The sequence below is a fragment of the Klebsiella sp. 4_1_44FAA genome (assembly GCF_000238715.1).
GTDB classification, from domain to species: Bacteria; Pseudomonadota; Gammaproteobacteria; order Enterobacterales; family Enterobacteriaceae; genus Klebsiella; species Klebsiella pneumoniae.
Window position 1 is genome coordinate 172,529 of sequence record NZ_JH414799.1, and the last position, 19,025, is coordinate 191,553.

Annotated in this window: 19 protein-coding genes; 11 read left to right on the forward strand and 8 right to left on the reverse strand. The window is 55.3% G+C overall.

Annotated elements, in window-relative coordinates; translation table 11 throughout:
- Nucleotides 1–58: 58 nt before the first annotated feature.
- The 5 genes from HMPREF1024_RS19600 to HMPREF1024_RS19580 all read left to right on the forward strand — a co-directional run bounded on the left by HMPREF1024_RS19600 (nucleotide 59) and on the right by HMPREF1024_RS19580 (nucleotide 5,903).
- Nucleotides 59–1,366: a carbohydrate ABC transporter permease gene (locus HMPREF1024_RS19600; protein ID WP_004177243.1), complete on the forward strand. Its 1,308-nt coding sequence runs from the start codon at nucleotides 59–61 to the stop codon at nucleotides 1,364–1,366.
- Nucleotides 1,367–1,376: 10 nt separating this feature from the next.
- Nucleotides 1,377–2,228 (forward strand): sugar ABC transporter permease, encoded by an 852-nt coding sequence (locus tag HMPREF1024_RS19595; protein WP_000079398.1) that lies wholly within the window; start codon nucleotides 1,377–1,379, stop codon nucleotides 2,226–2,228.
- 4 nt (nucleotides 2,229–2,232) lie between these two features.
- Nucleotides 2,233–3,435, forward strand: a complete 1,203-nt coding sequence (locus HMPREF1024_RS19590) for an arabinogalactan endo-beta-1,4-galactanase (protein ID WP_009307952.1) — start codon at nucleotides 2,233–2,235, stop codon at nucleotides 3,433–3,435.
- Between the two features lie 31 nt (nucleotides 3,436–3,466).
- Entirely contained in the window at nucleotides 3,467–5,524 is a 2,058-nt protein-coding gene (locus HMPREF1024_RS19585; RefSeq protein ID WP_009307953.1) for a beta-galactosidase, read from the forward strand.
- Between the two features lie 64 nt (nucleotides 5,525–5,588).
- Complete coding sequence (locus HMPREF1024_RS19580) at nucleotides 5,589–5,903, forward strand: glucose PTS transporter subunit EIIB (protein WP_002892003.1); 315 nt, start codon at nucleotides 5,589–5,591, stop codon at nucleotides 5,901–5,903.
- 136 nt (nucleotides 5,904–6,039) lie between these two features.
- On the opposite strand, the gene HMPREF1024_RS19575 is transcribed toward HMPREF1024_RS19580, so the two are convergent.
- Nucleotides 6,040–7,311: a maltoporin gene (locus HMPREF1024_RS19575; RefSeq protein ID WP_009307954.1), complete on the reverse strand. Its 1,272-nt coding sequence runs from the start codon at nucleotides 7,309–7,311 to the stop codon at nucleotides 6,040–6,042.
- 270 nt (nucleotides 7,312–7,581) lie between these two features.
- On the opposite strand from HMPREF1024_RS19575, the gene HMPREF1024_RS19570 reads away from it, so the two are divergent.
- The 3 genes from HMPREF1024_RS19570 to ykgO all read left to right on the forward strand — a co-directional run bounded on the left by HMPREF1024_RS19570 (nucleotide 7,582) and on the right by ykgO (nucleotide 9,171).
- Nucleotides 7,582–8,652: a LacI family DNA-binding transcriptional regulator gene (locus HMPREF1024_RS19570; RefSeq protein WP_002892007.1), complete on the forward strand. Its 1,071-nt coding sequence runs from the start codon at nucleotides 7,582–7,584 to the stop codon at nucleotides 8,650–8,652.
- A 115-nt stretch (nucleotides 8,653–8,767) separates the two neighbouring features.
- Nucleotides 8,768–9,031, forward strand: coding sequence for a type B 50S ribosomal protein L31 (locus tag HMPREF1024_RS19565; RefSeq protein ID WP_002892011.1), 264 nt, complete (start codon nucleotides 8,768–8,770; stop codon nucleotides 9,029–9,031).
- On the forward strand, nucleotides 9,031–9,171 hold the full coding sequence (gene ykgO / locus HMPREF1024_RS19560) for a type B 50S ribosomal protein L36 (RefSeq protein WP_002892018.1): 141 nt from the start codon (nucleotides 9,031–9,033) through the stop codon (nucleotides 9,169–9,171). Before HMPREF1024_RS19565 ends, ykgO begins: the two co-directional genes overlap by 1 nt.
- Here the strand turns inward: ykgO and HMPREF1024_RS19555 are convergent.
- Nucleotides 9,168–9,866, reverse strand: coding sequence for a GNAT family N-acetyltransferase (locus HMPREF1024_RS19555; protein WP_002892021.1), 699 nt, complete (start codon nucleotides 9,864–9,866; stop codon nucleotides 9,168–9,170). The two genes, ykgO and HMPREF1024_RS19555, sit on opposite strands and share 4 nt — an antisense overlap.
- Nucleotides 9,867–9,965: 99 nt before the next feature.
- On the opposite strand from HMPREF1024_RS19555, the gene HMPREF1024_RS19550 reads away from it, so the two are divergent.
- The gene (locus HMPREF1024_RS19550) at nucleotides 9,966–11,417 is read left to right on the forward strand and encodes a PLP-dependent aminotransferase family protein (RefSeq protein WP_009307955.1); all 1,452 of its coding nucleotides are present in this window, start codon (nucleotides 9,966–9,968) and stop codon (nucleotides 11,415–11,417) included.
- Here the strand turns inward: HMPREF1024_RS19550 and HMPREF1024_RS19545 are convergent.
- Complete coding sequence (locus tag HMPREF1024_RS19545) at nucleotides 11,392–11,862, reverse strand: YlaC family protein (RefSeq protein ID WP_002892026.1); 471 nt, start codon at nucleotides 11,860–11,862, stop codon at nucleotides 11,392–11,394. The genes HMPREF1024_RS19550 and HMPREF1024_RS19545 overlap by 26 nt on opposite strands.
- A 20-nt stretch (nucleotides 11,863–11,882) precedes the next feature.
- Here HMPREF1024_RS19545 and HMPREF1024_RS31150 point away from each other — a divergent pair, with 20 nt between their 5' ends.
- Nucleotides 11,883–12,023, forward strand: coding sequence for a hypothetical protein (locus HMPREF1024_RS31150; RefSeq protein ID WP_004147370.1), 141 nt, complete (start codon nucleotides 11,883–11,885; stop codon nucleotides 12,021–12,023).
- Here the strand turns inward: HMPREF1024_RS31150 and maa are convergent.
- The 5 genes from maa to acrA form a co-directional block, all read right to left on the reverse strand.
- Nucleotides 11,995–12,561, reverse strand: coding sequence for a maltose O-acetyltransferase (gene maa, locus HMPREF1024_RS19540; RefSeq protein WP_002892030.1), 567 nt, complete (start codon nucleotides 12,559–12,561; stop codon nucleotides 11,995–11,997). The two genes, HMPREF1024_RS31150 and maa, sit on opposite strands and share 29 nt — an antisense overlap.
- A gap of 158 nt (nucleotides 12,562–12,719) precedes the next feature.
- Nucleotides 12,720–12,938, reverse strand: a complete 219-nt coding sequence (locus HMPREF1024_RS19535; protein ID WP_002892050.1) for an HHA domain-containing protein — start codon at nucleotides 12,936–12,938, stop codon at nucleotides 12,720–12,722.
- Between the two features lie 26 nt (nucleotides 12,939–12,964).
- Nucleotides 12,965–13,339 carry an Hha toxicity modulator TomB gene (gene tomB / locus HMPREF1024_RS19530; RefSeq protein WP_002892066.1) on the reverse strand — a complete coding sequence of 125 codons (375 nt, stop codon included), beginning with the start codon at nucleotides 13,337–13,339 and terminating at the stop codon, nucleotides 12,965–12,967.
- Between the two features lie 485 nt (nucleotides 13,340–13,824).
- Nucleotides 13,825–16,971 carry a multidrug efflux RND transporter permease subunit AcrB gene (gene acrB / locus HMPREF1024_RS19525; protein WP_002892069.1) on the reverse strand — a complete coding sequence of 1,049 codons (3,147 nt, stop codon included), beginning with the start codon at nucleotides 16,969–16,971 and terminating at the stop codon, nucleotides 13,825–13,827.
- Between the two features lie 22 nt (nucleotides 16,972–16,993).
- Nucleotides 16,994–18,187 (reverse strand): multidrug efflux RND transporter periplasmic adaptor subunit AcrA, encoded by a 1,194-nt coding sequence (gene acrA, locus HMPREF1024_RS19520; RefSeq protein ID WP_004177236.1) that lies wholly within the window; start codon nucleotides 18,185–18,187, stop codon nucleotides 16,994–16,996.
- A 142-nt stretch (nucleotides 18,188–18,329) separates the two neighbouring features.
- Between acrA and acrR the strand changes: the two genes are divergently transcribed.
- Entirely contained in the window at nucleotides 18,330–18,980 is a 651-nt protein-coding gene (gene acrR, locus HMPREF1024_RS19515) for a multidrug efflux transporter transcriptional repressor AcrR (protein WP_002892080.1), read from the forward strand.
- The last annotated feature ends 45 nt before the right edge of the window (nucleotides 18,981–19,025 follow it).

The following is a 19,025-nucleotide window of genomic DNA, read 5'->3' on the forward strand; positions in this document are numbered from 1 at the left end:
CCGTCACGTGAAGTCACCGAGCGGGAGGGGGACCTCCCGTTTGTAGAAGGAGTCGAGTGTGAGCATCCATTCCAGCGAAAATTTTAGCGACGCACGCGGGCCCGGGCGCCATGCATGGTGCGGCCTGCTGCTGGCAATCGTGCCGGGTTTCGGTCAGTTTTATCATCGCCAGTGGCTGAAAGGGCTGGTCTTCCTGGTGCTGCTGAGCAGCTTTCTGGGGATTTTTTATGATTTCCTGCGTGAGGGGTTGTGGGGGTTATATACCCTGGGTGAAGAGGTACCGCGGGATAACTCTATCTTCCTGTTAGCCGAGGGGATTATCAGCGTGCTGATCGTCGCTTTCGGCGTGCTGATCTATTTTCTCTCGCTGCGGGATGCGTGGCTCAACGGCAAAAAACGCGATGAGGGGATCGCCCTCAACAGCGTGCGTAAGCAGTACCAGATGCTGCTGAGCGACGGCTTTCCGTACCTGATGATCACCCCGGGCTTTATTCTGCTGGTGTTTGTGGTGATCTTTCCGATTCTGTTCGGTTTCGCCATCGCCTTCACCAACTACAACCTGTACCACACCCCGCCGGCGAAGCTGGTGGACTGGGTGGGGCTGAAAAACTTTATTAATATTTTCACCCTCTCCATCTGGCGCTCCACTTTCCTGGATGTGCTGCAGTGGACCGTGGTGTGGACGCTGCTGGCGACCACCCTGCAGTGTACGGTGGGCGTACTGCTGGCGATTCTGGTGAACCAAAAAGATCTGCGCTTTAAGCCGCTGATCCGCACCATCTTTATTTTGCCGTGGGCGGTGCCGGGGTTTGTCACCATTCTCGTTTTTGCCGGCATGTTCAACGACTCCTTCGGGGTCATCAACAACGCGATCCTGTCCTTTTTTGGCATCAGTCCGAAGGCATGGCTCACCGATCCGTTTTGGACTAAAACGGCGCTGATCATGATGCAGACCTGGCTTGGCTTCCCGTTTGTCTTTGCCATGACCACCGGCGTGTTGCAGGCGATCCCGGACGATCTGTATGAAGCGGCGACGATGGACGGCGCCAGCGCCTTTACCCGTCTGCGCACCATCACCCTGCCGCTGGTGCTGTATGCGATCGCGCCGATCATCATCACCCAGTACACCTTCAACTTTAATAACTTCAATATCATTTACCTGTTCAACAACGGCGGCCCTGCGGTGGCAGGCTCTAACGCCGGCGGGACGGATATTCTGGTGTCGTGGATCTATAAGCTGACGATGTCTTCGTCGCAGTACGCCATCGCGGCGACCATCACGATCCTGCTGTCGATCTTTGTCGTCGGCCTGGCGCTGTGGCAGTTCCGCGCCACCAAATCCTTCAAAAATGACGACATGGCGTAAGGGAAGCAACATGGCTCAATCACCCAGTATTAAACGCGAAAAGTGGATCCGACTCTCTCTCACCTGGCTGGTGGTTATTCTGGTCTCGGTGGTGATTATCTATCCGCTGGTCTGGACGGTCGGGGCGTCGCTGAACGCCGGCAATAGCTTGCTCAGTACCTCAATCATTCCGGAAAATGTGTCGTTCCAGCACTATGCCGATCTGTTCAATGGCAATGTGAATTACCTCACCTGGTACTGGAACTCGATGAAAATCAGCTTCCTGACTATGGTGCTGACCCTGATTAGCGTCAGCTTTACCGCTTACGCCTTCTCCCGCTTCCGCTTTAAAGGGCGGCAGAACGGGCTGATGCTGTTCCTGCTGCTGCAGATGATCCCACAGTTTTCCGCGCTGATTGCCATCTTTGTGCTGTCGCAACTGCTTGGCCTGATAAACAGCCACCTGGCGCTGGTGCTGATCTACGTCGGGGGAATGATCCCGATGAACACCTGGCTGATGAAAGGGTATCTCGACGCGATCCCTAAAGACCTGGATGAGTCCGCTCGCATGGACGGCGCCAGCAGCTTTCGCATCTTTATCGAGATCATCATGCCGTTGTCGAGGCCCATCCTCGCGGTGGTGGCGCTGTTCTCGTTCACTGGGCCGCTGGGGGATTTCATCCTCTCCAGCACCATCCTGCGTACCCCGGATAAATACACGCTGCCTATCGGTCTGTATAACCTGGTGGCGCAAAAAATGGGTGCCAGCTACACCACCTACGCGGCGGGGGCGGTGCTGATCGCCGTACCGGTGGCGATCCTCTACCTGGCGCTACAAAAATACTTCGTCTCCGGACTGACCTCGGGCAGTACTAAAGGATAAGCACATGAAAAGATTCACACCCGCATGGCTTGCGGTTTGTCTGGCATGCAGTTTCTCCACTTCTTCTCTGGCCGCGGACGCGCTTGCAACCCGCGCGTTTCAGGGCATGCCGGCGGACTTTATCAAAGGCGCGGATATCTCCACGCTGCTGGACGCCGAAAAGCACGGGGCGACGTTCTACGATCAGAATAATCAGCGCAAGGATCCGATCGCCATTCTGAAAGAGAACGGCGTCAACTATGTCCGCCTCCGTCTGTGGGTGGATCCGCAATCGGCGAGCAGCGAGGACTATGGCGGAGGTAACAATGATCTGGCCACCACCCTGGCGCTGGCGAAACGGGCGAAAGCCCAGGGGATGAAGCTGCTGCTTGATTTTCACTACAGCGATTTCTGGACCGATCCCGGCAAGCAGTTCAAGCCGAAAGCATGGGAAAAGATGGATTACCCGCAGCTGAAAACGGCGATTCATGACTATACCCGCGATACCATCGCCCGCTTTAAGCAGGCGGGCGTGCTGCCGGATATGGTGCAGATCGGCAACGAAATCAACGGCGGCATCCTGTGGCCGGAAGGGAAAAGCTGGGGGCAGGGCGGCGGAGAGTTCGACCGGCTGGCTGGCCTGCTGAACGCGGCTATCGCTGGCCTGAAGGAGAACCTGCGCCAGGGCGAGCAGGTGAAAATCATGCTGCATCTGGCCGAAGGGACCAAGAACGATACCTTCCGCTGGTGGTTTGATGAGATCGACAAGCGCCATGTACCGTATGACGTGATTGGTCTGTCGATGTACACCTACTGGAATGGCCCGATCAGCGCCCTGAAGGCCAATATGGATGACATCAGCAAACGCTATAACAAAGACGTCATCGTCGTCGAGGCGGCCTATGCCTATACCCTGGCCAACTGCGATAACGCGGAAAATAGTTTCCAGGCGAAAGAGGAAAAGGATGGGGGATATCCCGCCAGCGTACAGGGGCAATATAACTATATTCACGATTTAATGCAGGCGGTGGTTGATGTGCCAGACCAGCGTGGCAAAGGTATTTTCTATTGGGAGCCTACATGGATTGCCGTGCCGGGAAATACCTGGGCCACCCCGGCGGGGATGAAATATATCCACGACGAGTGGAAAGAGGGTAATGCACGTGAAAATCAGGCGCTATTTGATTGCCAGGGAAAAGTATTGCCGTCGGTAAAAGTTTTTAATTAATTTTTTTGTCGTCTTTTTCAGGAAGTTTATTATGAATAAATTTGCACCTTTACATCCGAAGGTTAGTACGCTGCTGCATGGCGCGGATTATAATCCGGAGCAATGGGAGAATGACCCCGATATTATTGATAAAGACATTGCCATGATGCAGCAGGCAAAATGCAATGTGATGTCGGTGGGAATATTTAGCTGGGCGAAACTGGAGCCACGCGAAGGGGTATTTAATTTCGCCTGGCTGGATATTATCCTCGATAAACTGTATACCGCCGGCATTCATGTCTTTCTGGCCACGCCGAGCGGCGCGCGTCCGGCGTGGATGTCGCAGCGCTATCCGCAGGTTCTGCGGGTGGGGCGCGATCGGGTGCCGGCCCTGCACGGCGGCCGTCACAACCACTGTATGTCGTCACCGGTCTATCGCGAGAAAACCCTGAAAATCAACACCCTGCTGGCAGAACGTTATTCCTCACACCCGGCGGTGCTGGGCTGGCATATTTCCAACGAATATGGCGGTGAATGCCATTGCGATCTCTGCCAGAACCGTTTTCGCGACTGGCTGAAGGCGCGTTACCAGACCCTGGAGAACCTCAACCAGGCCTGGTGGAGCACCTTCTGGAGTCATACCTATACTGACTGGTCGCAGATTGAATCGCCTGCGCCGCAGGGCGAGATGTCGATCCACGGTCTTAATCTTGACTGGCATCGCTTTAATACCGCTCAGGTGACCGATTTCTGCCGCCATGAAATTGCTCCGCTGAAGGCGGCGAATGCCTCCCTGCCGGTGACTACCAACTTTATGGAGTATTTCTACGATTACGACTACTGGCAGCTGGCGGAGGCGCTGGATTTCATCTCCTGGGACAGCTATCCGATGTGGCACCGCGATAAAGACGAAACCGCGCTGGCCTGCTACACCGCGATGTATCACGACATGATGCGCAGCCTGAAGGGCGGCAAACCGTTTGTGCTGATGGAGTCCACCCCGGGCGCCACCAACTGGCAGCCGACCAGCAAACTGAAGAAGCCGGGAATGCATATTCTTTCCTCGCTACAGGCGGTGGCGCATGGCGCCGACTCGGTGCAGTATTTCCAGTGGCGGAAAAGCCGCGGTTCGGTTGAGAAATTTCACGGCGCAGTGGTCGACCACGTCGGACATATTGATACCCGCATTGGCCGCGAAGTCTGCCAGCTCGGCGAGATCCTCAGCAAGCTGCCGGAGGTGAGAGGCTGTCGCACCGAGGCGAAAGTAGCGATTATCTTCGACCAGCAGAACCGCTGGGCGCTGGATGACGCCCAGGGGCCGCGTAATCTTGGGATGGAATATGAGAAGACGGTCAACGAGCACTACCGCCCGTTCTGGGAGCAGGGCATCGCCGTCGATGTGATTGACGCCGATGTCGATTTAACGCCGTATCAGTTAGTGATTGCCCCGATGTTATATATGGTGCGCGACGGCTTTGCCGGTCGGGCGGAGGCGTTTGTCGCCAACGGCGGCCACCTGGTGACCACCTACTGGACCGGTATCGTCAATGAGTCCGATCTCTGCTATCTCGGCGGCTTCCCGGGCCCGCTGCGCAATCTGCTGGGGATCTGGGCGGAAGAGATCGACTGCCTGAATGAAGGCGAGTTTAATCTGGTGCAGGGGCTTGCCGGGAATCAGTGCGGTCTGCAGGGCCCTTATCAGGTGCGCCATCTCTGCGAACTGATCCATATCGAGAGCGCCCAGGCGCTGGCCACCTACCGGGATGATTTTTATGCCGGACGGCCGGCTGTGACGGTGAACGCGTTCGGGAAAGGCAAAGCCTGGCATGTGGCCTCCCGCAACGATTTAGCCTTCCAGCGCGATTTCTTTACCGCCCTGAGCAAGGAGCTGGCCCTGCCGCGGGCGATAGCGACGGAGTTACCACCCGGCGTGGTGGCGACTGCGCGCACCGACGGTGACAACGCATTTATCTTCCTGCAGAACTACAGCGCGCAAAACCATACCCTGACCCTGCCGCAAGGGTATCGGGATTGCCTGACCGACGCGGCGGTATCGGCTCCACTGACCCTGTCGGCATGGGATTGCCGTATTCTCCGTCGTCACGCGTAATTTCTTCTTCTCCACGCCTGCTCTGACGAGCAGGCTTTTTTTTATCTTAAACCTGGAGTTTATTATGGTGAGTTTAAAATCCTTCCTGCACTATTTCTCCCCAGCGCGTCCGGCACAGCCATTAAGCGAGGCGGAAAAACAGCAAATCGAGGCGCTGATTCAGGCCTTTGGTGGCGAAGCGAATATTACGCAAGTGGACGCCTGTATTACCCGTCTGCGGGTTAGCGTTCGCCATCTTGCGGCCGTGGACTCCGAAGCATTACAGCAGCAGGGCGCGCTGGGGGTTATTATTCTTGGTCAACAGGTGCATGCTATTTTCGGTAAACAGTCCGATGCGCTGCGTCAGCTTCTGGATGAACATTTTGCCGCCCGGAAATAAATAAAACGGGATAACCTGAAAACAGGTTATCCCGAAAATAAGACAAAGACAGCAGTGGCAATAAAGTTTACCGGAAGATAATTAACAGTCTTACAGCAGGAGATAAAAATAACGTATGAGTCTTAGCCGTGCGCAATTACCACCAGGCCTCAACCTGCACGCCGAAATTCCAGGTATTATTCGCCGTCTGGTCTTCAAACGGTTTACCATCTTCGGAATCATTCAAATATGAAGCAAAAATGCGTAATTCCGGACGTGACATAAAGTCTGGCCCGTCCGCCAGGCCCAACGCAATGGTGTATTTCTCACCGGCCTGTTTGTAGCTGGTGCCATTGTTGTAGCTGTCTTTCTGATAGAAACCGCCGACTTCGCCAATCAGGCGCACGTATTCGGTGAACTGGTACTGCCCGCGGGCGACCAGCGACAGCATCCGCGTTTTGTCGGTATAGTCGGTAATGTCATCCGCCGAGCCCCAGGTCAGAACGTGGTTGATAGAAAACTTCTCAGTAATCGGGATCAGGCCGGTGTTAATCACGCGATAACCGGTGGCGTCGTTCACGTAGTTCCACATATCGTACCAGCCGCCGCCCTGGGAGACCATGTTCTGCGCCAGGCCTTTGTTGGCGTACTGCAGCACGGTTTTGTTATAGCCGCCCAGCATATCCTGACTGATTTCACCGGTCAGCATGACGCCGTTGTCAGCATCGTACAGTCCGCCGTAGCTATCCTGTTTTTTGGTGGTGTTTGGCATCGCGTAGTCGATACCGAATTCGGTCCACGAGCCCGCCCATGGCTTCCAGCCCGCGTAGCGTAAATCGATATAGTTGATATTGACGTTGCTGTCGCCATCGACGCGATAGTCAACATCGTTGGCATCGCCGCGGATCCAGGCCAGCGAGACGGCGCCCGGGCCGAGGGTGTAGTTTTCCACCCCGGCTCCGGAGCCGGAAATGTTCCAGTATTTGGTATCGATGATATGCAGATCATGGCGCTGGTAGTAACGTTTACCGCCCCAGATCACCGCATTCGGATCGCCAGGGATCAGCCCCTTTATCTGCAGGTTCAACTGACGTAAGCCGAACTGTGCATCATCGTTCAGCGTGGTTTCATTATCGTTAGAGCCGTCGGAGACCATGCTGACCATACTGTCGAGATAGAAGCTGACGTCATCTTTCTTATAGACCTCAGAGCCCAGCTCCAGCTCGCCGTAGGTATCCGACTCGTTCCCCAAACGGCCCAGCTTATTTTTTTGCCATTCCGCTTCGCTACCGTCGCCGGAGACCCCAACCCCGGCGCGCATATAGCCATGGAAATCGATCGTTGGGATCGCGGCGGTGGCCGCAAACGCGGAAGGAGCGATTAGCGCAGCGGCTAACGCGACTGAAAGGGCGCGCAGTGTAGTGTTCATCTCTATCCTCTTATTGTTTTGTATTACGTTCACATAACTGGTGTCATAAAATGCCTAAATGTAACTTCAGGCAAATGAGATATGATTATTGTGTGATTAACTGCAAATAATCACGGTGGTTTTTGTTGTGATGGGTGAGATGATTCACAATTCGTTGTATTGTGAACGTAATACTTTTATCGCTATTGTTTTGCAGTGAGAGGTGGCGGTGAGCGTTTTTTCAAATGGCCCCTGTTACAATCATGGGATAACAACATAAGGAACCGGACCATGAAGTCTAAAAGCGCTACTCTGGAAGACGTCGCACGCCATGCGGGCGTCTCTTACCAGACCGTGTCCAGGGTACTCAACAAATCAGCTAATGTATCCGAAGCGACGCGTCGCAAGGTGGAGAAATCGATAGAGGCCTTACGCTATGTGCCAAACCGGCTGGCGCAGCAGCTGGTGGGGAAGGAGAGCCAGACGGTCGGGCTGGTGACTATTTCTCTGGCCTGGCATGCGCCTTCCCAGGTGGCGGCGGCGGTAAAACGCTATGCCAACCTGGAAGGTTACCAGGTTCTGATTTCGATGATCGATGAGAGCGTCAACCAAAGCATCCAGGATTCCATCAATGAGCTGAAATCTCAGCGGGTGGATAAAGTCATTATCAACGTGCCGCTGGAGACCGAACAGGCGCAGAAAATCGCTGCTGACAACGATGATATCGTCTGCCTGTTTCTCGACGTTGATCCCTACAGCTCCGTGTTTAACGTTTCGTTTAACCCGGCGGACGGCACCCGGGCCAGCGTCAAATATCTCTATGAGATGGGGCATCGGGAGATCGCCCTGCTGGCGGGGCCGGACAGCTCAGTCTCGGCCAAACTCCGGTTAAAAAGCTGGCTGGAGACCCTGGATGGTTACGGACTGAAGCCGGTGACCGTCCTGCACGGCAACTGGGATGCGCAGAGCGGCTACGCCGGCGCGCTGCAGATGCTGCGCGAAACGCCTAATTTCAGCGCTGTGCTGGTGGGTAATGATCAGATGGCGCTGGGGGTGCTCAGCGCCTTCCATCAGCATCAGGTGGCGGTGCCGGGTGAGAAGTCGGTTATTGGCTATGACGATACCTATGAAAGCTCCTTTTTCTATCCGGCGCTGAGTACCGTGTCGCTCGACCTCGACCTGCAGGGGAAAGAGGCGGTGCGGCGGATCCTCGCCAGCACCAGCGGGGCGCCTCATACCTCATCCATTCTGCCGGCGCGCCTGGTGATACGCCATTCCAGCGGCGCCCGAATTGAGCAGGGAAAAGATCTGCAGGCCATTGCGGAACAGCTCCGCGCCATCGCCCACCGTCTGGCACCCTGACGCCAAAGGCGGGGAAACTCGCCTTATCACCTTACCCTTAAATTGAGCAGGGTTGATCTTTGTCACAGCACGGCGTAACCTTATTGTTATGTTATAACGTAATGAAGAGGTCATCATGAAAGCCCATATCCATCCTCCCTATCGTACGGTGGTGTTTCACGACACCAGCGCGAATGAGTATTTTAAAGTCGGCTCAACTATCCGCACCGATCGCGTGATTGAACTCGATGGCGAAACTTTTCCGTATGTGACGATCGACGTCTCCTCGAAATCGCATCCGTACTACACGGGCAAACAAAAAACCTTCGCCAATGAAGGCAGTGCAGCCCGATTCCGCCAGCGCTTCGGCGGCTTTATTGATGCGAAAAGGAAAGCATGATGCAGGTCGTCAACTCATTACGTAGCGCTAAACAGCGCCACCCGGATTGCCAGCTGGTTAAGCGCAAAGGGCGGCTGTACGTTATCTGTAAGAGCAACCCCCGCTTCAAAGCGGTGCAGGGGCGCAAAAAACGCCGTTAACGGAAACTCTCCAGCGAGCGGCGCTGTTGGCCGTCGGCGGTAAAATTGTCGGCGGCCAGCCATTGGCGCATGGCGTTATCCAGCTCCGGCCATTCGCCGTCTATCACCGAAAACCAGTCCGTGTCCCGGTTGTGTCCTTTACTCACCAGCGCCTGGCGAAAACGTCCTTCGTACTGAAACCCCAGCCGCCTTGCCGCCCGGGCTGATGGGATATTAAGACTGTTGCATTTCCATTCATAGCGACGGTAGCCGAGCGTATCAAAGACATACTGCATCAACAGCCAGTGCGCTTCGGTGGCCATGGCCGTTCGGCTCAGTAACGGTGAAAAATGCACATGCCCCACCTCTACCACACCGTGAGCGATATCGATACGCATTAACGCCAGCGAGCCGACCGCTTTCCCTCGCTGCTGGTCAACGACGGCAAAATGAATCGGGTCTGCCAGCGTGGCGACCTGCTCCACCCAGGCACTGAATTCTGCAAGGTTGCTCTCAGGTTCACGCAGCAGCCACGTCCAGCTGCGGGCGTCTGGCGCCAGCTGGTGAGCGGCGAACAGATCGCTGGCATGAGCAAGAGTCAGCGGTTCGAGTCGACAACGGCTGCCCTGTAATACCTGTCGTGTCGGCCAGGGGCGCGGCTGCCAGTCAGGCAGCGCGACGCCGAGCGCCTGGCCAAACTGATTATATTCGCACATTGCGGTTTCCTTATTGGGGATTTACAGCAGCGTACGCGCTCGCTGGTTCCATAAAAAGTGCCAATAGAGTATGTTTTTATGGGGCCACGAGGGGGCAAAATGAATATACCGGACGAGGGGTTTTTTACGCTGTTGACGCAGGGGATGCGGAACCGCACGGTCGAAACCTTACAGCGCGCCCTTTACCACACCTTGCGTGACGCTATCCTGCAGGGAACCCTGACGGCCCGCTGCCGTTTACCCGGATCGCGGGTGATGGCCGAACGGCTACACCTGTCGCGGAATACGGTCAATGCCGCACTGGAACAGCTGGCGCTGGAGGGGTACCTGACACGGAGCCGTCAGGGAACGCAGGTGGCACCACTCGCCTCCTGCCGCCAGGAGGCGGGTCAGATGCCGCCCGTCGTGCTGCCTGAGCGGCTGCAAAGGCTGCCAGCCGCGATGCGCCGCGACTCACCGACGCTGGCATTTACGCCAGGCATGCCGGCGGTAAACTATTTCCCGCTGCCGCTGTGGCGGCGACTGATGGATAACGTGCTACGCGAAGATGGTAGCGCGCTGCTGGGTTATGGCGAAGCCGCGGGCGATCCTTTGCTGCGAGAGGCTATCGCTCGTCATCTGGCGCTCTCCCGGGGCATCCGGTGCGATATCCGGCAGATCGTCATCACCGAAGGCGCGCTGGAAGGCGTCAACTTATGCGCCTCGCTACTGACCAACCCGGGCGACAGCGTGTGGCTGGAAGAACCGGGGTACCTGGGGGCGAGGAGTGGCTTTCAGCGGGCGGGACTGCGGGTCAGAGGAATGGCTGTCGACGATGAAGGGATGTGTATTGCCAACGGCGTCGCGGAGCCGCCCCGGCTCATTTTCACCTCTCCTTCACACCAGTATCCCTATGGGAGCATCATGAGCGCCGGGCGCCGTCTGGCGCTCGTGGAATATGCCCGCCGGCACGGGGCGTGGATTGTGGAGGATGACTACGACAGCGAGTTTCGCCATAGCGGAGAACCGATCCCGGCGATGCTGGGAATGGTGCCTGATGCCCCGGTGGTCTATCTCGGCACCTTCAGCAAAACGCTGTTTCCGGCGTTGCGTATCGGTTTTATGGTTATGCCGCCCGCGCTGGCGGATGCTGCTCAGGACGCCATTGGCGCGCTGCTGCGCGGGGGACACCGTGCTGAACAGCGGGCGCTGGCCAGCTTTATCGAGAAGGGACACTATGCGCGCCATCTGGCAGCGATGCGCCGCCTGTACCGTAAACGTCAGCAACAGCTGCGCGAGGCGCTGGCGCAAGAGATAACCGTGCCGTGCGACGTTCTCGGCGGGGGAGGGGGGATGCACCTGACGGTGGCGATGGAGGGCGTTAATGACCGGACGCTTGCGCAGCAGGCGCGCCAGTTTCAGCTGGCGCCCGCCGCGTTAAGTCATTTCTATCTCGACCCGCAGCGAGCGCGGAGCGGACTGGTGCTTGGGTATGGCAATACCTCTGCTTCTCGCTATCTCCCGGCGCTGCGGACCCTAAATCGCCTTATTGCGCAGCACCGGCGCGCGTGAGGGTAAAGACATCGTAGAAGGAGAGCTCGCCTTTGGTGGCGACCATCTTTTTGAGCTGCGCCTTCTGCTCGCTATCGACGTCTGGCGACTGCAGGATACGGTCGATCAGCTGCCGGGGGACAAAGCGGGTGTTGTACCATTCCCCGTTGTAGCACACGCGAAAGTCGAGGACATCGATATCCTCGTAGCGATAGCGTGGATAGACGTCAAAGAAGAAAAAGGCGTTGAACAGAATGAACAGCACCACCAGCAACCAGACCGAGTCTACCAGCGTTTCAGAGCGCAGCATGACCACCAGCGTCGCCAGAAACGCGGCATACATGGCAACAAACAGTCCCGGATGGTTGCGGATAAAACTGATGCTAAAACGCGGGCGATTATCGCGTTTTTCCTGGACGTTGAGTTCGTCAATGGTGTGAATCAGCAGGCGTTGTATTTCTGTCATCTTGGTCCTCGAATTCTGCAATGAGCCTGCCGCGCCCGGCGGACCAGGCGCGGCAGGCTCAGCCTGAAGGCTATTTTATGTTGCAATATTCTGCGGAGAAAGTAACAGATCAGTTACAGAAAAGCATAACAGTTACGGATTTGTCGGCGGAAGGCGCTTAATGATCTGCGCCGGGTTACCGCCGACGACGGTACAGGCAGGGACGTCTTTGGTGACTACCGCGCCGGACGCAATGACCGCATTATCGCCAATGGTCACGCCGGGATTGATCACTGCCCGACCCCCAATCCACACATTGTGGCCAATAGTTACCGGCTTGCCGTATTCCTGGCCGCTATTACGCGCATCGGCGTCCAGCGGATGAGTGGCAGTATAAATATGGACGCCTGGCGCCAGCATACAGTTATCGCCAATATGGATAGGGCAGACGTCGAGCATCACGCAGTCAAAATTGGCGTAAAAACCGGCGCCGAGAAAAATATTATAACCATAGTCGCAGCGAAAGCTTGGCTCGATATACGCATCGCCGGCGCGAGCGAACAGCTCGGCCAGAATATGCTGACGTTGTTCCTGGTCATCCGGGGCGGAATGATTATAACGGTGCAACAACTGTCTGGCGCGCAGGCGATCGGCGCGAAGCGTTGGGTCGCCAGATAAATAGAGCTCACCGGCGATCATTTTGCGTTTTTCTTCACTCATGGGTCTTCCTTATACCTGACTGTTGATGGCCGTAGCAGTATAAAAAAGAAACCGGTTACAGGGTTGCTGTTGGCTGAATGATGTGATGTCTATCACAAAGATACCCTGCGGCGGCTGACCCGTACCGTCCGGCCAGCAGACCACGTAGTACGCGTAAATTAGCGGATAAATTTCCAGACAGAGGTCGGGATTTTATCGTATAGCTTATTCATGGTCAGTTCCGCCAGACGATGGTCGGCAGCTGAGTAAAATACCGCCAGCTCATTATCAGACAGTTCATATTTATTTTTTTCAATGACGCGCTCCAGCGTGTCAATTGTCTGGCAACGACGTAAGCGCATCAAATAGTCTGTTTTAGTTAATGGCTTATCAGACATAATTCCACCTTTTGATTGTAATAATTCTAACACGATAGACTGGCCGGGTTTTCCCGGCTGGCGTTGACAAAGCAACGAAATAGTCGGTTACCGGATTTTTTCCACTTTTGCAAATCCGTAGAGTTAATGCCGTAGTTACTGAACAACGTAAAAGTGTCGTCCAGATATTCGTCAACCTGAGCGATCAGCTTATTATCCTCTGCATACTTAATTTTATAATTAAGAGCGAATGTGGCAATGTGCTCGATCAATTCATTTAACTGGAGATTGACAGCCGACGTCGGGTCGTTGACCCAGCCATGGTTGCTCTCTTCCAGGTTTGCAAGGCAGTCATGATACAGCGTTTCGCAGAGAAAGCGTAGCTGTGCAATATCATGTCTTTTTGGCGAGTATTCGTCCATAACGCATCCCCTTTTGAGTGGTTTAAACGACGACTAGCAAACACCGTTGTGGGATGAACACGACTAACTGACCTGACACTAACTGAGTAATCCTGCTGATTTAACTATAATCCACTCTCCAACAGATTTCATCGTGCTATTACGAAAAATTACAATTATCAGCGAGAAATTATCTTAAAAATAGACGAATTAATTTCGCAGGCGCTGGCCCACAGCCGGAGAAATAGAGAAATCTTATGAATCATTGGTTTAAGGCAGGCAGCTGTCGCGTTCAGAAACCGCCGACCCGTGGATAATGATAGTAGGATTATTCCTGGTAAATGAGTGTTTGCCGATCCCGAGTTGTTGAACAAGCTGCTAAAAATAGCCTGCGCCATATCAATATATATTAAATGCAGAACGAAAAATAAACAATGGCAATATGTGCCTTGCCAGCCAGTGATAAAAAAGGGCCGCGGTAGCGGCCCTTTGTTCAGGAGTGAAGATTAATGATGCTCAACCTGATGGCTGTGCTCTATATCTTCCGATTTTTTGCTAAAGCGGCGACGAACCACCACAAAGAACACCGGCACGAAGAAGATCGCCAGGATCGTCGCGGTCACCATCCCGCCCATTACGCCTGTACCGACGGCGTTCTGCGCACCGGAGCCGGCGCCGGAGCTGATAACTAGCGGCATTACCCCGAGGATGAACGCCAGAGATGTCATCAGGATTGGACGTAGACGCATACGTACTGCTTCAAGCGTCGCCTCAATCAGCCCTTTGCCCTCTTTCTCCATCAGGTCTTTGGCGAATTCAACGATCAATATTGCGTTCTTCGCCGACAGGCCGATGGTGGTCAGCAGACCCACCTGGAAGTAAACGTCGTTGGTTAGCCCGCGGAAGGTGGCGGCTAACAGCGCACCGACCACACCCAAGGGGACGACCAGCATAACCGAGAACGGAATCGACCAGCTCTCATACAGCGCCGCCAGACACAGGAAGACGACAATCAGCGAGATGGCATACAGGGCAGGGGCCTGGTTGCCGGACAGTCGCTCCTGATAAGACATCCCGGTCCAGTCGTAGCCGATACCGGAAGGCAGTTTACCCGCCAGCTCTTCCATCAGCGCCATCGCCTCACCGGTACTCTTGCCTGGCGCGGCCTGACCGAGGATTTCCAGTGACGGCAGACCGTTGTAGCGTTCCAGACGCGGCGAACCGTATTCCCAACGCGAGGTCGAGAAAGCAGAGAACGGCACCATCTGACCATCGCTGCCGCGAACATACCACTTGCCGATATCTTCCGGCAGCATACGGTATTTCGCTTCGGACATGATGTACACTTTCTTCACGCGGCCGCGGTCGATAAAGTCGTTGACATAGCTTCCGCCCCAGGCTGCGCCCAGCGTGGTGTTAATGTCGCTGATGGAGACGCCCAGCGCCTGAGCTTTCTCCTGATCGATATCGATTTTAAACTGCGGTGTATCTTCCAGACCGTTAGGGCGCACGCCGGTCAGCACGTCAGGATGCTGCGCCACCATGCCAAACAGTTGGTTACGCGCCTGGGTCAGTTTTTCGTGGCCCAGACCGCCCTGGTCAATCAGCTCGAAGTCAAAGCCGGTCGCGGTACCCAGTTCAACGATAGCCGGCAGGTTAAAGGCGAAGACCATCGCATCTTTAATCTGCGAGAAGTAGCCCATTGCTCTCGCGGTGATCGCTTCAACTTTGTTTTCCTCACCCGGACGCTGGCTCCAGTCTTTCAGCGAAACGAACGCGATACCGGTGTTCTGGCCGCGGCCGGCGAAACCGAAGCCGTTAACCGCAAACACGGATTCCACGTTGTCCTTCTCTTTGGTGAGATAGTAATTCGTCATCTCATCCAGCACTTTCTGCGTACGCTCCTGTGTGGCGCCGGCAGGCAGCTGCGCCATACTCAGGAATACACCCTGGTCCTCGTCCGGCAGGAACGAGCTCGGCAGACGGACGAACAGCCATGCCATACCCACCACGATGATCAGATACAGCACCAGATAACGACCGGTGCTGCGCAGAATGTTACCTACGCTGTCGGTGTAATGGTGCGTGCTCTTATCAAACATGCGGTTAAACCAGCCGAAGAAGCCGGTGGTCGCGCCATGGCTGCCTTTCTGAATGGGTTTCAGCATCGTGGCGCACAGCGCCGGCGTCAGGATTAACGCCACCAGTACCGACAGCGCCATCGCGGAAACGATAGTGATGGAGAACTGGCGATAGATGGCCCCGGTTGAGCCGCCGAAGAACGCCATCGGGATAAATACCGCCGACAGCACCATAGCGATACCTACCAGCGCGCCCTGAATCTGTCCCATCGATTTACGCGTCGCTTCTTTCGGCGGCAGACCCTCTTCCGCCATCACGCGCTCGACGTTCTCTACCACCACGATGGCGTCATCCACCAACAGGCCGATGGCGAGCACCATCCCGAACATCGTCAGGGTGTTTATCGAGAAGCCAAACGCCGCCAGCACCGCGAAGGTGCCTAACAGGACCACCGGTACCGCGATGGTGGGGATCAGGGTGGCGCGGAAGTTCTGCAGGAACAGATACATGACCAGGAACACCAGGATGATCGCTTCCACCAGCGTTTTAACCACTTCGTGAATAGAAATTTTCACGAACGGGGTGGTGTCATACGGGTAAACGATCTTCATCCCCGACGGGAAAAACGGCTCCATCTTCGCCAGTTCAGCGCGAATAGCGTTGGCGGTATCCAGCGCGTTCGCGCCGGTAGCCAGTTTAATACCCAGACCGGATGCCGGCTGGCCGTTAAACTTCGCCACTACGTCATAGCTTTCGCCGCCCAGCTCAATTTTGGCGACATCACGCAGACGAACCTGGGAACCGTCCTGGTTCACCTTCAGCAGGATGTTGCCAAACTCTTCCGTATTGGTCAGACGCGTCTGCGCGATGATCGAGGCGTTAAGCTGCTGGCCTTTCACCGGCGGCGTACCGCCTAACTGGCCCGCGGCCACCTGGGCGTTCTGCGCTTTCAGGGCGCTGATCACATCCACCGGCGTAAGCTGGAAGTTGTTCAGTTTGTTTGGATCCATCCAGATACGCATCGCATACTGGGAACCGAATAGCTGAACGTCGCCGACGCCGCTGGTACGGCTAATCGGATCCTTCATGTTGGCCGCCACGTAGTCCGAAATATCGTCCTGGTTCATGGTGCCGTTGGTGTTAATGACGCCGACAACCATCAGGAAGCTGCTGGACGCTTTCTCAACGCTAATCCCTTGCTGCTGTACTTCTTGCGGCAGCAGAGGCGTCGCCAGCGCCAGCTTGTTCTGAACCTGAACCTGGGCGATATCCGGATCGGTACCGGATTCGAAGGTCAGCGTAATGGTTGCCGTACCGGTGGAGTCGCCATTTGAGGACATGTACATCAGGTGATCGATACCGTTCATATTCTGTTCGATAACCTGAGTTACGGTGTTCTGCACCGTTTCGGCGTCAGCACCGGGGTACATGGCGGTAATGGAAATTGCTGGCGGCGCAATCGTCGGATATTGCGCCACCGGCAATTTGAGGATCGATAATCCCCCAGCCAGCATGATGATAATGGCGATCACCCATGCAAATATGGGGCGATCGATAAAGAAATTAGGCATGTCTTAACGGCTCCTGTTTAAGTTAAGACTTGGTTTGTTCTGATGGCGCGTTGCCTGCGGCTTGCTGTTTATCATCAGAAGCTACTTCCTGCGCTTTTACCTGCACACCTGGTTTGATTTTTTGCAGGCCGGTGACGATAACGCGATCGCCGGATTTCAGACCGTCAGTGACCAGCCATTTATCGCCGATCGCCTGAGAAGCAGTGACCTGGCGGACTTCGACTTTATCGCCTTCCCCCACTACCATGACGCTGGCGTCGCCGCGCGGCGTACGGGTAACACCCTGTTGCGGTACCAGCAGGGCGTCAGGGTTAATCCCTTCTTCCAGACGGGCACGGACGAACATCCCCGGTAGCAGGGTGTGATCCGGGTTCGGGAAAATAGCGCGTAGCGTGATTGAGCCGGTGGTCTGATCGACGGTGACATCCGAGAATTCCAGCGTGCCGGACTGTGGATACTTAAGACCGTCATTAGTCACCAGCTCCACTTTCGCTTTGCCGTTTTCCTGTTTCAGGCGGCCGTCGGCTAGCTCCTGCTTCAGGCGCAGGAAATCATTGCTCGACTGGGTGACGTCAACATAGATCGGATCCAGCTGCTGAACGGTTGCCAGGGCGGTCGTTTGACCATTCTGTACCAGCGCCCCTTCGGTCACGGCGGATTTACCGATCCGGCCGCTGATCGGCGAGGTGACTTTGGTGTAGGCCAGATTGATGCGCGCGGTTTCAACGGCCGCTTTCGCCGCGACCACGGCCGCATTGCTCTGCTGCGCCGTCGCAACGGCGGTATCGTAGTCTTGTTGACTAATATATTTGGTGCCCAACAGTTTCTGATAACGCTTGACCGTCAGTTGATCCATGTTTGCCGCCGCCTGGGCTTTTGCCAGGTCGCCTTTGGCGCTGTCATAGCTGGCCTGATAGGTGGCTGGATCGATCTGATACAGGGAGACGCCGGCCTGGATATCGCTACCTTCCACGAAGTTACGTTTTAAAATAATGCCACTGACCTGAGGACGGACTTCCGCAATGCGATAGGCGCTGGTGCGGCCTGGCAGTTCGGTGGTTATTTGTAGAGGTGCGGATTTGAGCGTCACAATACCGACTTCCGGCATGTGCTGGGCTCCCTGTTGAGCCGGTTTATCGTCACATCCTGTTAGCGCTAAGCTGCCTGAGAGCATCAGAACGACCGCCAGAGGCGTTAACCCTCTGTTTTTGTTCATATGTAAACCTCGAGTGTCCAATTTCAAAATGTTCAGTGGCTCAAACAACCACAAACCCACTACAGTCTTTCTATTATGGTCATGCTATGGTACATACATTCACAAATATATGTAAACGTAACCTCTGTAAAGTCATTAACCTATGGCACGAAAAACCAAACAACAGGCACGTGAAACCCGGCAACTGATTCTGGATGTTGCTCTGCGTCTGTTTTCGCAGCAAGGCGTATCATCTACCTCGTTGGCAACAATTGCAAAAGCTGCGGGTGTAACGAGGGGGGCTATCTACTGGCATTTCAAGAATAAATCAGATTTATTCAACGAAATTTGGGAGCTGTCAGACGCCAGTATTAGCGATCTCGAAATTGAGTATCGGGCAAAATTCCCCAACGATCCACTCTCAGTTATCAGGGAGATTCTAGTCTATGTTCTTGAAGCGACAGTGACAGAAGAACGTCGACGATTAATGATGGAGATTATCTATCATAAGTGTGAGTTCGTCGGTGAAATGACCGTGGTGCAGCAGGCCCAGCGGCAGCTCTCCCTGGCGAGTTATGAGCGTATCGAGCAGACCTTGAAAGAGTGCATCGCGGCGAAGCTGCTGCCCGCCAATTTACTCACCCGGCGGGCGGCCGTGTTAATGCGCAGCTACCTTTCCGGACTGATGGAAAACTGGCTGTTTGCCCCCGATTCGTTCGACCTGCATGCGGAAGCGCGGGACTACGTCGCTATTCTGCTGGAGATGTATCAATTCTGCCCGACGCTACGCGGCCCGGAGAGCTTGTCAGCTTAAAGGTAGCGCGCGGATGGGCGTGAATTTTTAGCGCCGTCCGCCGCT

Bases quoted from the DNA above. Each gene is read 5' to 3' on its own strand.
- HMPREF1024_RS19595 (WP_000079398.1), top strand. From the start codon at position 1,377: ATGGCTCAATCACCCAGTATTAAACGCGAAAAGTGGATCCGACTCTCT.
- HMPREF1024_RS19590 (WP_009307952.1), top strand. From the start codon at position 2,233: ATGAAAAGATTCACACCCGCATGGCTTGCGGTTTGTCTGGCATGCAGT.
- HMPREF1024_RS19585 (WP_009307953.1), top strand. From the start codon at position 3,467: ATGAATAAATTTGCACCTTTACATCCGAAGGTTAGTACGCTGCTGCAT.
- HMPREF1024_RS19580 (WP_002892003.1), top strand. From the start codon at position 5,589: ATGGTGAGTTTAAAATCCTTCCTGCACTATTTCTCCCCAGCGCGTCCG.
- HMPREF1024_RS19575 (WP_009307954.1), bottom strand. From the start codon at position 7,311: ATGAACACTACACTGCGCGCCCTTTCAGTCGCGTTAGCCGCTGCGCTA.
- HMPREF1024_RS19570 (WP_002892007.1), top strand. From the start codon at position 7,582: ATGAAGTCTAAAAGCGCTACTCTGGAAGACGTCGCACGCCATGCGGGC.
- HMPREF1024_RS19565 (WP_002892011.1), top strand. From the start codon at position 8,768: ATGAAAGCCCATATCCATCCTCCCTATCGTACGGTGGTGTTTCACGAC.
- ykgO (WP_002892018.1), top strand. From the start codon at position 9,031: ATGCAGGTCGTCAACTCATTACGTAGCGCTAAACAGCGCCACCCGGAT.
- HMPREF1024_RS19555 (WP_002892021.1), bottom strand. From the start codon at position 9,866: ATGTGCGAATATAATCAGTTTGGCCAGGCGCTCGGCGTCGCGCTGCCT.
- HMPREF1024_RS19550 (WP_009307955.1), top strand. From the start codon at position 9,966: ATGAATATACCGGACGAGGGGTTTTTTACGCTGTTGACGCAGGGGATG.
- HMPREF1024_RS19545 (WP_002892026.1), bottom strand. From the start codon at position 11,862: ATGACAGAAATACAACGCCTGCTGATTCACACCATTGACGAACTCAAC.
- HMPREF1024_RS31150 (WP_004147370.1), top strand. From the start codon at position 11,883: ATGAGCCTGCCGCGCCCGGCGGACCAGGCGCGGCAGGCTCAGCCTGAA.
- maa (WP_002892030.1), bottom strand. From the start codon at position 12,561: ATGAGTGAAGAAAAACGCAAAATGATCGCCGGTGAGCTCTATTTATCT.
- HMPREF1024_RS19535 (WP_002892050.1), bottom strand. From the start codon at position 12,938: ATGTCTGATAAGCCATTAACTAAAACAGACTATTTGATGCGCTTACGT.
- tomB (WP_002892066.1), bottom strand. From the start codon at position 13,339: ATGGACGAATACTCGCCAAAAAGACATGATATTGCACAGCTACGCTTT.
- acrB (WP_002892069.1), bottom strand. From the start codon at position 16,971: ATGCCTAATTTCTTTATCGATCGCCCCATATTTGCATGGGTGATCGCC.
- acrA (WP_004177236.1), bottom strand. From the start codon at position 18,187: ATGAACAAAAACAGAGGGTTAACGCCTCTGGCGGTCGTTCTGATGCTC.
- acrR (WP_002892080.1), top strand. From the start codon at position 18,330: ATGGCACGAAAAACCAAACAACAGGCACGTGAAACCCGGCAACTGATT.